Source organism: Schaalia sp. ORNL0103 (assembly GCF_019429565.1).
Lineage (GTDB): Bacteria > Actinomycetota > Actinomycetes > Actinomycetales > Actinomycetaceae > Pauljensenia.
Genome location: NZ_JAHXSA010000001.1, coordinates 1,472,737 through 1,485,002, shown reverse-complemented (window position 1 = coordinate 1,485,002; position 12,266 = coordinate 1,472,737). Strand labels below are relative to the sequence as shown.

The window sequence follows — 12,266 nt, the reverse complement described above, 5'->3', positions numbered from 1 at the left end:
GTCGGTGTATCAAAATTCGTGTCTTTTTACCCCCGTCTGCGGGGTCAATGGTCCTACGTGTTTTCCTTGCGATAGCGGCTCAAGCTGCCCGAGATAACCGCGGAAAATGGCCGAAAATGACACCGTGTCGAGATCCTTCGCGGGCGGCCTCGTGCCATGGTCCTACGAAGCGGACGAAAAGCGTCGATATGCTCATGTCATGGCCACTCAAAATGTCGCAACGAAGAAGCGCCGCGCGTGGACCACCAGCGTCTTTATTAAGCAGCTGATGGCCGTCTCGGGCTTCGTTTTCGTTTTCTTCTTGCTGTTCCACTCCTACGGCAACCTCAAGATGTTCCTGGGCGCGGAGGTCTACAACGACTACGCGCACTGGCTGCATGAAGAGGCTTTCGTGCCGATCTTCCCGCACGGCGGATTCATCTGGGTCTTCCGCGCCGCCATGGTGCTGATGCTCATCATCCACCTGTGGGCCGCCGCCTACACCTGGAAGCGTTCGCGTCGCGCTCGCTCCACCCGCTACGTCGTCAAGAAGTCCGTCTCGGACTCCTACGCGGCTCGCACCATGCGTATGAGCGGTGTTCTCATCCTGCTGATCCTGATCTTCCACATCGCTCACTTCACCACCGTGAGCCTGCCCGCGAAGGTCGCGAACTTCGGCGCTGACGTCACCACGCCCTACGCCCGTATGGTTGCTTCCTTCCAGTCGCCGGTCCTGGTGATCCTCTACGCCGTGTTCGTCGGCTGCGCCTGCATCCACGTCTCCCACGGCTTCTGGTCCATGTTCCAGTCGCTCGGTTGGGTGCGTAACGCGACCCGCAAGCCGCTGGTTCTCCTCTCGGGCCTGGTCGGTCTGGTCATCTTCGTGATGTTCATGGCCCCGCCCGTCGCCATCGTCACCGGCTTGATCCACTGAGGAAGGGCACGCAATCATGACCGATACACTCATCCACGGCCTCTACCGTGAAGGCGAGAAGATCGCCGACACGAAGGCCCCCCACGACGTCCCGATCGCGCAGCGCTGGGAGCAGCGTAAGTTCAGCGCCGCGCTGGTCAACCCCGCCAACCGCCGTAAGCTGCGCGTCATCATCGTCGGCTCCGGCCTCGCGGGCGGCGCTGCCGCCGCCTCGCTCGGCGAAATGGGCTACAACGTCGACTGCTTCTTCTACCAGGACTCCGCCCGCCGCGCGCACTCCATCGCCGCGCAGGGTGGTATCAACGCCGCGAAGAACTACCGCAACGACAACGACTCCGTCTACCGTCTCTTCTACGACACGGTCAAGGGCGGCGACTACCGCGCTCGCGAGGACAACGTCTACCGCCTCGCCGAGGTCAGCGCCAACATCATCGACCAGTGCGTCGCGCAGGGCGTCCCCTTCGCCCGCGAGTACGGCGGCCTCCTCGACAACCGCTCCTTCGGTGGCGTGCAGGTGTCCCGTACGTTCTACGCGCGTGGCCAGACGGGTCAGCAGCTGCTGATCGGCGCCTACCAGGCGCTCGAGCGTCAGGTCGCGGCTGGCACCGTCAAGGAATACGCCCGCCACGAGATGGTCGAGCTCATCGTCGACGAGGGCAAGGCCCGCGGAATCGTCGCCCGCGACATGTCCACCGGCAAGCTCGAGACCTTCATCGCCGACGCGGTCGTCCTCGCCACCGGCGGCTACGGCAACGTGTTCTTCCTGTCCACCAACGCGATGGGCTGCAACGCGACCGCCATCTGGCGTGCGTACCGCAAGGGCGCCTACTTCGGCAACCCCTGCTTCACGCAGATCCACCCCACGTGCATCCCCCAGCACGGCGACCAGCAGTCGAAGCTGACCCTCATGTCGGAGTCGCTGCGTAACGACGGCCGCATCTGGGTTCCCAAGCGCGCTGAGGACTGCGAGAAGGACCCGCGCGAGATCCCCGAAGAGGATCGCGACTACTACCTGGAGCGCATCTACCCCTCGTTCGGTAACCTCGTGCCCCGCGACATCGCGTCGCGCCAGGCCAAGAACATGTGCGACGAGGGCCGCGGCGTCGGCCCGAAGATCGATGGTGTCGCCCGCGGCGTGTACCTCGACTTCTCCGAAGCGATCAACCGTATGGGCCTGGCCGCTGTGTCCGCCAAGTACGGCAACCTCTTCGACATGTACGAGCGCATCACGGGCGATAACCCCTACGAGGTGCCGATGCGCATCTACCCGGCCGTCCACTACACCATGGGTGGCCTGTGGGTTGACTACGACCTTGAGTCGAACCTGCCCGGTCTGTACGTGGCCGGCGAGGCGAACTTCTCCGATCACGGCGCTAACCGCCTGGGTGCCTCGGCGCTCATGCAGGGCCTGTCGGACGGCTACTTCGTCCTGCCCAACACGATCAACGACTACCTGGCGCACTGCTTCCACCTGCCCAAGCTGGACGAGAACTCGCCTTCGGTGAAGGAAGCTCTCGAGTCGGCTCAGGGCCGTATCGACACCCTCATGTCGATCAACGGCACCCGCTCCGTGGACTCGTTCCACAAGGAGCTGGGCAAGATCATGTGGGAGTACTGCGGCATGGAGCGTACCGAGGAAGGCCTCAAGAAGGCCATCGGTATGATCCGCGAGCTGCGCGCCGACTACTGGAAGAACGTTCGCGTTCCCGGCAAGTCGATCGGTGAACTCAACCAGTCCCTCGAGAAGGCCGGCCGCGTCGCCGACTTCATGGAGCTGGGCGAGCTCATGTGCATCGACGCGCTGCACCGCGAAGAGTCGTGTGGCGGCCACTTCCGCGCGGAGTCCCAGACTCCCGAGGGCGAGGCCCTGCGTCACGACGACAAGTTCCTGTACGTGGCGGCTTGGGAATACGCTGGCGAAGGCGAGCCCCCGATCCTCCACAAGGAAGACCTGATTTACAACGACATCGAGCTGAAGCAGCGGAGCTACAAGTGAACCTGACACTGAGGATCTGGCGCCAAAACGGTCCCGAAGACAAGGGCGCAATTCATGAATACCAGGTGAAGGGAATCTCGGAAGAGTCCTCGTTCCTGGAGATGCTCGACGTCCTGAACGAAGAGCTCTTCGCACGCGGCGAGGAACCCATCGCCTTCGACTCCGACTGCCGCGAGGGCATCTGCGGTCAGTGTGGCATCGTCATCAACGGTATCGCTCACGGCCCGGAGGTCACCACGACCTGCCAGCTGCACATGCGTTCCTTCAACGATGGTGACGTCATCACGATCGAGCCGTGGCGCGCATCGGGCTTCCCGATCATCAAGGACCTCGTGGTCAACCGCAGCGCCCTGGATCGCATCATCCAGGCCGGTGGCTACATTTCCGTGAACACGGGTGCAGCCCCCGACGCGCACGCGACCCCGGTCCCGAAGCAGGACGCGGATCGCGCGTTCGAGGCCGCCGCGTGCATCGGCTGTGGTGCGTGCGTGGCTGCCTGCCCGAACGCCTCCGCGATGCTCTTCACTTCGGCGAAGGTCACGCACCTCGGCCTGCTCCCGCAGGGCAAGCCCGAGAACTACAAGCGTGTCGTTAACATGCTCAACCAGATGGACGAGGAGGGCTTCGGCTCCTGCTCGAACATTGGCGAGTGTGCTGCGGTCTGCCCCAAGCAGATCCCGCTCGACGTGATCGCAAACCTCAACCGCCAGCTCGGCAAGGCTGCCTTCAAGGGCGTCTGATTCGGCTGGAATGGCCTCGCGGAGGGCCCGGCGCGCACGCGCCGGGCCCTCCCGTGTTTGTGAGGAGCAGAAGCGGCGGCACAGTGACTTGACGCAGTGTGATGACGAGGCTCGACCGCTGCCATAGCCGCACGCAAAATGCTTATGACGCCGCGGTAGTCGGCGTATCATGGAGACATCATCGGCTCAGAGAGGAGCACGCCATGCAATTTGATGAAACCGGCCCGAACACGCATACGCGCCGCTACTGGGTCAGCGCGACCGTCGGCATCACGGCGATGATCGCCTTCGCGATTCTGTCGATCCTCTTGCTCCTGGGCATGCTCTTTGGCTCACCCCAGATCAAGCCGATCGCCGACTCGCTGTTCCCCTGGAGCCTGCTGGTCTTCGCGGTTGCGGGCGTCTCGATGTTCATCGCGAACGCCCGTTCTCACGATTAGATCGACGCTGACTCCGCACGCGCCGGACCCGCTCGCTTCGTGCGTGCGGCGGTGCCCGCATGCGCGGATTAAACTGGGGGCGTGAGTGAACCCCTGGTCCTTGGAATTGAGTCAACGTGTGACGAGACCGGCGTCGGCCTCGTGCGCGGTACGCAGCTGCTGGTCGACCGCACGGCCACGTCAATGGATGAGTACGCCCGCTACGGCGGCATCATCCCCGAGATCGCGTCGCGCGCGCACCTCGAGTCCTTCCTGCCCACGCTGGATGCTGCGCTCGACGAGGCAGGAGTGACCCTGGCGGATGTGGACGCGATCGCGGTAGCGGCCGGACCGGGTCTCGTCGGTTCGCTGACCGTCGGTATCTGCGCGGCGAAGGCGCTGGCCTCGTCGCTGGGCAAGCCCCTGTACGGCGTCAACCACGTCATCGGCCACCTGGCCGTCGATAAGCTCGCTGAGGGGCCGCTGCCCGAGCACTTCATCGGACTCGTCGTCTCCGGTGGCCACTCCAACATCCTCGAGATCCGCAATATCGCGACGGACGTCGTCGAGCTGGGCGGAACCCTGGACGACGCTGCGGGCGAGGCCTTCGACAAGGTCGGGCGCCTCCTCGATCTGCCGTACCCGGGCGGCCCGCACGTGGACCGCCTGTCCCAGCAGGGGGACCGCGAGGCGATCCGTTTCCCGCGCGGCCTGGCTGCCGGCAAGGACAAGGAGCGCCATAAGTACGACTTCTCCTTCTCGGGTCTGAAGACCGCCGTCGCCCGATACATCGAGGGCGCGACCGCGCGCGGCGAGGTCGTTAGCAAGGAAAAGGTGTGCGCGGCTTTCTCCGAGGCCGTCAACGATTCCCTGACCGCGAAGGCCGTGCGCGCCGCGCTGGACACCGGCTGCGACACGATTGTCGTGGGCGGTGGTTTCTCCGCGAACTCCCGACTGCGAGCTCTGCTGACGGAGCGGGCCGAGGCGGCCGGCGTTCAGGTTCGCATGCCCCCTCTGCGCTTCTGTACGGATAACGGCGCGCAGATCGCGGCGATTGGCTCCGAGCTGGTCGCGGCGGGTCTGCCGCCGTCGGATTGGGACTTCTCCCCGGATTCGGGCATGGAGCTGACGACGACGTACCTGGCGCCGCGCGCCTGAGAGCGGCCCGCGGGCCTAGCGCAGGCCGTCCATGAAGCTCTGCGCGATTGAGCTCCACGAGGTGTAGAAGCCGCCCACCATGTTGGCGGCGATGCCGATGAGGAGCGCGGCGGCTACCGTGGCCGCTCCGAGCGACGTCAGCCGTGCCAGGTAGCCGAGTGCCCGGAGCGCGGGGCGCGGCACAGAGGAGAACAGGCCCGAGCGCTGCGCGCGGTGACGCGCCCGGTGTTGATGATCGGCATGGTCGTCGGTGTCGCCCTCGTGACGGCGCAGCTGCCAGCGCGGCGCGATAGTCCACGCGACCACGAGTGAGACGAGCGTGCCGGCGATCAGGAGGCCCAGCGTCAGGTACCCGTTCGGGGCGGTCGGTCGGACCTCGTGCGTCACGGTCGTCACGGGGACGATGGACGCGCTGGCCTCGGAGGACTGTGCGGTCGCCGCCGTCGAAGCGGAGCCGACGGCCCGGGAGACCCGGTCGGAGGACCCCCACCACGCCAGCATCGTCGGAATGTGGTCGCGCCACAGCGGGCCCGCGTGCCCGCCCGTCGGAGGAACGTCCGTGGTGACGCTGTCGGGTTCCTTGACGGCTGACGCCATCTTGAGCGCCGTGTACGCGCCGCCTACCGCGTCGTCGCCGGCGGCCATCGCGTAGATGCGCATCCCGTCGGGGGTGCGATTCGCGAGCATGATCGACAGCGTGTTGTCGGCCAGGTACTGGTCGCCCTGGTTGGTCATCTGTCCCTCGATCTGCGTGTCATAGCCGGACAGAGAGGCGGCGGCGCCGTAGGTCTCGGGCGTGCGCAGGGCCGTCCAGATCGCGCAGTAGGCGCCGGCGGAGAATCCGCCGATCATCCAGGCGTCGCGATTGGACGTCGTATTGGGGAAGTTGTGTCGGATCATCTCGGGGACGTCGTGGGACACCCACGTGTAGACGGCGGGGCGCCCCTCGATATCGGCACAGTCGTGGGCCTCCTCGTCGACGTTGAGGGAGGGGCCGACGATGATCGTCGGCGGGATGATCCCCGCGTCGATGGCGTTGTTCAGGGCTTCCTGTACCTGCGCGCCCTGCATGGTGCCGTCGGGGCCGCCAGGGTAGCCGTGGAGCAGCTCGATGACCGCGTAGGTCTTGCCGTCGGTGGGGGAGTAGTCGCGCGGGGTGATAACGAAGACGGGCTGTGTGATCCCGCTTGACGGGCCGGTCCAGGTGGTCTGGAGCATGCCGTCCTCGGTCTTCGTGAAGGTCGCGTCGAGTTCGGAAGTAGCAGCGGACTGCGCGTTGACGTCGGCCTCGCCGCCAGATTGCGCGGTTGTTCCAACGGCGGTCGACAGGGCGAGTTTCGCTAGACCCCCGCTGGTTTCCACGAGGCCTAGCGAGCGATTGAAGACGAGCGCACCCGCGGACGCGATAAGGATCGTGGGCACGAGGAGGATGACCGCGCGTCCCAGCCACCGCCTCGTGCGTCCCGGGCAGCGCGGGGGAGCCGAACGCGCGAGCAGAGACGCCCCTGCCAGCAGAGAGAGGATCGCCAGGACGGCGACCACCACGAGGGTCTTGAGCGAGGTGAGGGGGATGCTTCCCAGGGCGCTCATCGGCGCTCCTTTCCGCCGCCATCGGATGAGGCTGTGGCAGCGAGCGCATCCGCGTCGGGGCCGCTCTCCCGGGAAGCCGCTCGCGTCGAGCGCAGGTCGCCGACGCCCTTCGCGGCGAGCTTGGCGAGGCCCCCGGCGACCGAGGCGACGAGCGTGAGGGTCTGCGCGGGGGATACGTGGGGCACGTACGCGTGCGAGATGGCCAGCCCGACTGTTGCGAGGGATGACGGATCCGGCACCGCCAGGTACAGGGACTGCGTGCGGGGCTTGAACTTGCGCTTGAACGCGTGCAGCGAGGTGAAGCCGTAGAGCGGCTCCATGATGGCGGCCAGCGCGTCGGTGAGGGGGCCAAAGGCCGAGGTGTCATCGGCCGAGCGAGACAGGGGAGCGCCCGACAGTGACAGGATCTCTAGCCCCTCTTCCTGCGCCGCCAGGGCGGCCTTGCCGATGAGGAACTCGATCGCGGGACGCCACCCGGTCGTACGCCGACGCATGACGTCCAAGGTCAGGCCGACGACTGTTCCGTCGCGGTAGATCGGCAACCACGAGGTCACGGCGTGGATCGTCGACTCCTCATCGATGGCGACTAGGATGCGCGTCTCAGGGACTGCAAGCTCTCGAACACTGCCGAGCGTAAAGCTCATCTCGGGCAGGGCCTTGTCGGCGCTCCAGGAATCGGAGATGACGGTGATCTGATCGCGCCAGCCCGCCGGGCACTCCTCCCAGGTAGTCCACACGGCCTCAACCCCCTCGCGGGACGCGTGGTTCATGGCGGTGCGCACGTCCTGGTAGGCCTTGCCCTTGAAAGCGAGGCCGGGCAGGTCCAGCAGCGACTCCTCGGCGACCTGCATGATCGTCCAGCCCTCCTCCCGCGCGGCCTGCGCGAGTTCCTCGTGGACCGAGTAAAGCGCGGGGGTCAGGCCCGAGTCGGACGCGAAGGCTGAGAACAGCGCGATCGCCTCGGAGGCCTTGCCCGGCTCGTACGCCAGGTCGGTGACCGTCAGCGCGACGCCGCCCGATCCGCGGTAGGCGACCCCAGCCTCGCCGGAAGGAGACACCCACACCTGGTTGCCCTCCCAGGTCTGCATCCATCCGAGGGTGCTTGCTCCGTGTGCGCGCAGGAGCGGCGTGAGGCTTTCGAGCGGCGAGGACAGCGGGATACGAGGCCGAGCGAGCAGCGCGCTCAGGATGATGGCGAGGGTGCCGCCCCAGGCGACGAGGGGCACCCACAGGACGGGCGCCTCGGCAAAGAGAGTCATCGGAACCAGGGACGGTTCGAAGATCGAAGCCGTCGCCGTGGGGAGCAACGCGAGGGTGTAGTCGTGGAGGATCTGTAGGGGGCTCGCATAGTCGGTGACGGTCAGGTCCTCGCCGGAGTTGAGGGCCTCGAGGGGGACGAAGGAGTCGCTCGTGAGGAACCCAAGGACGAGGACCGCGCCCGCGCAGCCGACCATGAGGAGCAGCCAGCGCCGCACCAGGGTCGAGGTCGTGGAGGGCTCCGCGTGAATCGTGAAGGAGCGGCGCACCCACCACGTGATGACGCACAGGGCGGCGTTGAGGATCACCGGAACGAGGAGGAGCGAGGCCGTGGTGACGAGCTCGGGCCTGGCCATCCCGTTCTCGTCGGTGCCCTGGGTGAGAGCAACACCCGTCGCCGCGACCGTCGACAGGCCGAGGACCAGCTGGAGGATGAGGGTGCCGAAGTAGGCGGCGCGCCTGCCCTTGCGCAACCCGTAGGCGAAGATCAGCTGGAGCGTGATGGGGGCCAGGCACAGGAGCGTCGTGATGACACCAGTGCGCCCCTCGAGCCACCACGCGGGGCCCAGTGACCAGCGCATCTGAGCGAGCGGTCCCTCGGGGGCCGAAGAAACAACGGTCAGCGCTGCAGCGCAGGCCCAGCACAGGGCGGCGACGGAGGCGAGCTGACGTCCGATCGTGATGTCGTTTCCGGAATCGCCGCGTGCCCCGCGAACACCAGCCAGGCGCGCGGCGACCATGCCCGCGAGGAGTGCCCACACGCGCGCATACGAGATCGCGGATCCCAGGATCGCGGCCGACAGGATGAGGATCCCGATGAGCAGGAAACGAGCGCGCCAGCGCCAGTGAGAGGCCAGCGACTGCGCTGCGGCGCCCACGATGGCGACGAGGATAAGGCTCGTGCCCCACAGGCTCCCCGCATCGATCGTCTGCCCCCACGTGGAGAACACCCTGGTGAGCAGGGGGAGCGTCAGCCACGTGGCAGCGACGCCGACGACCTGGCCAGCAGCAGCTGCGGCCACCCATGCGCGTGTGCCCAGGTGTCGCTCCGCAGCACCGCCCGCAATGATCATCGTGACGATGCCGAGCACGGCGGTGGCGATGAAGTTACCGGGCACCGCGCCGACGGAGGAGAGAACCGACCACCAATGGGGGCTGGACGGGTCGGCCTCGAGGGCCGTGAATTGATCGCGCCACACCCAGTAGGTCGCCGACACGATCGTCAGGGCGACCGTAAGGACGGCGGTGGCCGGGCAGCGTGACAGCCAGCGGACGGTGAGGCGGGCCAGCGAGGAAAGCAACAGCCACACAGTCTGCAGGGTTGCGCCGACGGGGGAAGCGATCTTGATCAACGCGGATGGCGCGCCCTCGGGTTCCGGTGTCTGTGTTGCTTCCTGCATCACGGGCGAGTGTCCTCTCAGCGTCAGTTTCGAACCACAACAAGGATACGGCGGTGTCCTGAGAGCCACCTGAATGCTGTCTGTGAGTGTGTGGTGGTGACGACAGTACCCCGCGCCGGTGAAGACGCGGGGCACTGCTGTGACGGAGTCAGACGTTCAGGGTCGCGAATTCGGCGAGAGCCAAGGGGCGCCCCGCGCTCATCTCCGCGCGCATGAGGTCCACGACCGCGTCGAGGCCCTGGCCGGGTCGCGCGGCTGCCGCGACGGCCCGCTGGCGCTCGTAGGAGGCGCCGATCGTCAGGATCGTCTCCAGGCCTGCGAACTCGCGCGCGCAGTTCAGGTCGGCAGCCACGGGGGCCAGCTCTTCCTTCAGTCGCGCGATGCCGTCGCGCGCGCTCTCGGTGGCGCCGTCACGCGACACGATCAGCGTCGCGTCCATGCCGTAGCGCGCCGAGCGCCACTTGTTTTCGGCGACGAACCAATCCGGCAGGGAGGGAAGGGGCTCGCCCGCGTCGTACAGGCGCGAGAAGTGCTCGACGAGGACGTGGGTGAAGGCCGCGAAGGTGGCGACCTCGGTCGCGTTCGTCGCAGCGTCGTACACGCGGTTCTCGATCGTGCCGAAGGCCGGCGAGGGGCGGATGTCCCAGCGGACCTCGTCGAAGCCCTCGATGACGCCCGTGCGGATCATGTCGTCCGTGTAGGCCTCGAGATCCTCCCACGTTGCGAACTGACGCGGGATGCCGGCGGTGGGCAGCTGCTGGAACACCATCGCGCGGTTGGACGCGTAGCCAGTGTCCTCGCCCGCCCAGAAGGGGGACGACGCGGAGATGGCCTGCAGGTGTCCCAGGTGGGCGGTGAGGGCAGCCTGGATCGGGAGGATCTTCGCGCGATCCTCGACGCCGACGTGCACGTGGACGCCGTACAGGAGCATCTGGTGTCCCCAGTAGGCGGTGCGCTCCACCAGCTGCGCGTAGCGCTCCGAGTCGGTGACGCGCTGGCGGCCCGGGCGTGCGAAGGGGTGTGTGCCGGCGGTGGCCAGGTCGATGCGCAGGTCCGAGGCCAGGGGGGTCAGGTAGTCGACGCAGTCCATCAGGTCGGCCATGCACTCGGCGACGGTTGAACGCGGCTTGGAGACGACCTCGATCGTGTTGAGCAGCATCTCGCGGTGGACGCCCGGGTAGAGCTTGCCGTCAGTCGTCGCGCGGTCGATGATCGCGTCCGCGCTCTGACGCAGGTCGTGGGAGTCGCGGTCGACGAGCTGGAGCTCCCACTCGACACCGATCGTGGAACGCTGGGAGGAACCGAAGGGCAAAGACATGTCAATCCTTTCGCTTGCTTCCTCCATTGTGGCAGGGCAGCGAGCGGTGTCGGCGGAGAGCTTTCTTACAGGTTTTTAGCCAACCGTCGGCAGATGATCGCGCGGTGGCGCCCGTCCACGCGCGTCGCGATGACGGTCAGCTGCTCGTCGCCTCCGCCCAGTTTCAATGATTTACGCAGGTCGTCGGGGTTGATGTCGGCGCCGCGCTTCTTGATTTCGACGCTGCCCGCGCCGCGCGTGCGCAGCTCGGCGGAAATCGCCTTTGCCCGCAGGTTGGTCACTGCGAGGACCTCGAAGCGGTCGTAGAAGGGGGAATCGGGCAGGTCGTCCCCGGTCAGGTAGGCGATCTTGTCGGACACGATGCCCGCGCCGACCTCGTCCGCGAGGCGCGCCAGGAGGCCCGAGCGTATGACCGCGCTGTCGGGCTCGGCGACCATCGTGCCCAGGGGCGCGACCTCCACGCGGGCTGCGGGGGCGTTGGGTGCATACCCCTCGGGTGTGGAGAGCGAATGGGCGGCCCCGGCCTCGTCCAAGAGGAGGCAGGAGCGCCCACGGCCCTCGGGGGACAGTGCGGGGGACCAGAGCGAGGCCTCGACGAGGTCGCCGCCCACGCTCACCCACTGCGCGTGCCAGGAGGAGGGGATGTGTTCGTACGCGATGCCCGGCGCCACCTTGATGCCGACTCGTTCGATCGTGGAGGCCCAGCCGAGGGCGAGCGAGAGGGGAGGGGACCACTGCTCCGGGTCTGTGATGCGTGCCGACCCGCGCGAGGCGCCCGTGCGGCGGGCCGGGTCGGCGAAGATCGCGTCGACGCCCTCGGCGGCCAGCTCGTCCATGTCGAGGTCGGTGACGTCCCCCAGGCGCACCTCGGCCCCTTCGAAGGCTCGCAGGTTCGCGGCCACGGCCCCGGCGGTGTCGGGGTCGATGTCAACAGCCAGCACGTTCATGCCCAGGCCGGCGATCGCCATGGCATCCGACCCGATGCCACAGCCAAGATCCGCAACGCGCGTCGCGCCGCAATCCCTGAATCGCTGAGCGTGGCGGGCTGCCACGACGAGGCGCGTCGCCTGCTCAAGGCCGTCGCGGGTGAACACCATGTGGGAGGCAAACGGACCAAATTTTGAGCGCGCAGCCTGGCGCAGGGCCAGCTGGGTGAGGACTGCAACCACGAGGTCCGCGTCGAGGCCGGAGGCGCGCAGGGCGGATCCGAGCTCGGGCAGCGGGATGGGGGTGGTGGCCTGCTTCGCTTGCAGGGACTCCAGCAGCTCCCAGCCGGGGGAGGACAGAATGGGGGTCAGGGCGCTCACCCGCTCATTGTCCCATCTCTTCAGGGGCGAGGCCGTGCGGGGCCTGCGGTTGGGGCGGGGGCGGCGTCTCGCCCAGGGTGAACGCGCCTGGCACTCAGCTTGCCCGAGTGCCAGGACCGCGCCTACACTCGTGGAGGAAGCGCGGGAACAGCCGCGACCGGTCCTGCA

Annotated in this window: 9 protein-coding genes; 5 read left to right on the top strand and 4 right to left on the bottom strand. The window is 67.2% G+C overall.

Translation table 11 applies throughout. From position 1 onward, the window contains the following. Nucleotides 1-199: 199 nt before the first annotated feature. From JJJ16_RS06470 to tsaD, 5 genes are all read left to right on the top strand, one after another. Nucleotides 200-913 carry a succinate dehydrogenase cytochrome b subunit gene (locus JJJ16_RS06470; protein ID WP_034466371.1) on the top strand — a complete coding sequence of 238 codons (714 nt, stop codon included), beginning with the start codon at nt 200-202 and terminating at the stop codon, nt 911-913. 16 nt (nt 914-929) lie between these two features. Then, a complete protein-coding gene (locus JJJ16_RS06465; protein ID WP_219751815.1) occupies nt 930-2,909 on the top strand; it encodes a fumarate reductase/succinate dehydrogenase flavoprotein subunit in 1,980 nt (659 codons plus the stop codon). Beyond that, nucleotides 2,906-3,649 (top strand): succinate dehydrogenase/fumarate reductase iron-sulfur subunit, encoded by a 744-nt coding sequence (locus JJJ16_RS06460; protein WP_009648120.1) that lies wholly within the window; start codon nt 2,906-2,908, stop codon nt 3,647-3,649. Before JJJ16_RS06465 ends, JJJ16_RS06460 begins: the two co-directional genes overlap by 4 nt. 203 nt (nt 3,650-3,852) lie before the next feature. Then, complete coding sequence (locus JJJ16_RS06455; protein WP_219751814.1) at nt 3,853-4,089, top strand: hypothetical protein; 237 nt, start codon at nt 3,853-3,855, stop codon at nt 4,087-4,089. A gap of 81 nt (nt 4,090-4,170) precedes the next feature. Continuing rightward, nucleotides 4,171-5,226 (top strand): tRNA (adenosine(37)-N6)-threonylcarbamoyltransferase complex transferase subunit TsaD, encoded by a 1,056-nt coding sequence (tsaD, locus tag JJJ16_RS06450; RefSeq protein WP_219751813.1) that lies wholly within the window; start codon nt 4,171-4,173, stop codon nt 5,224-5,226. 15 nt (nt 5,227-5,241) lie between these two features. On the opposite strand, the gene JJJ16_RS06445 is transcribed toward tsaD, so the two are convergent. The 4 genes from JJJ16_RS06445 to JJJ16_RS06430 all read right to left on the bottom strand — a co-directional run bounded on the left by JJJ16_RS06445 (nt 5,242) and on the right by JJJ16_RS06430 (nt 12,098). Beyond that, a complete protein-coding gene (locus tag JJJ16_RS06445; protein ID WP_219751812.1) occupies nt 5,242-6,816 on the bottom strand; it encodes an alpha/beta hydrolase in 1,575 nt (524 codons plus the stop codon). Then, a complete protein-coding gene (locus tag JJJ16_RS06440; protein WP_219751811.1) occupies nt 6,813-9,476 on the bottom strand; it encodes a bifunctional lysylphosphatidylglycerol flippase/synthetase MprF in 2,664 nt (887 codons plus the stop codon). The genes JJJ16_RS06445 and JJJ16_RS06440 overlap by 4 nt, the downstream gene beginning before the upstream one ends. A gap of 145 nt (nt 9,477-9,621) precedes the next feature. Then, nucleotides 9,622-10,791: a glutamate--cysteine ligase gene (locus tag JJJ16_RS06435; protein ID WP_009053857.1), complete on the bottom strand. Its 1,170-nt coding sequence runs from the start codon at nt 10,789-10,791 to the stop codon at nt 9,622-9,624. A 65-nt stretch (nt 10,792-10,856) separates the two neighbouring features. Then, on the bottom strand, nt 10,857-12,098 hold the full coding sequence (locus JJJ16_RS06430) for a THUMP-like domain-containing protein (protein ID WP_219751810.1): 1,242 nt from the start codon (nt 12,096-12,098) through the stop codon (nt 10,857-10,859). Nucleotides 12,099-12,266 lie beyond the last annotated feature (168 nt).

Coding starts and splice junctions, on each gene's coding strand:
- JJJ16_RS06455 (WP_219751814.1), top strand. CDS start 3,853: ATGCAATTTGATGAAACCGGCCCGAACACGCATACGCGCCGCTACTGG.
- JJJ16_RS06445 (WP_219751812.1), bottom strand. CDS start 6,816: ATGAGCGCCCTGGGAAGCATCCCCCTCACCTCGCTCAAGACCCTCGTG.
- JJJ16_RS06435 (WP_009053857.1), bottom strand. CDS start 10,791: ATGTCTTTGCCCTTCGGTTCCTCCCAGCGTTCCACGATCGGTGTCGAG.
- JJJ16_RS06470 (WP_034466371.1), top strand. CDS start 200: ATGGCCACTCAAAATGTCGCAACGAAGAAGCGCCGCGCGTGGACCACC.
- JJJ16_RS06465 (WP_219751815.1), top strand. CDS start 930: ATGACCGATACACTCATCCACGGCCTCTACCGTGAAGGCGAGAAGATC.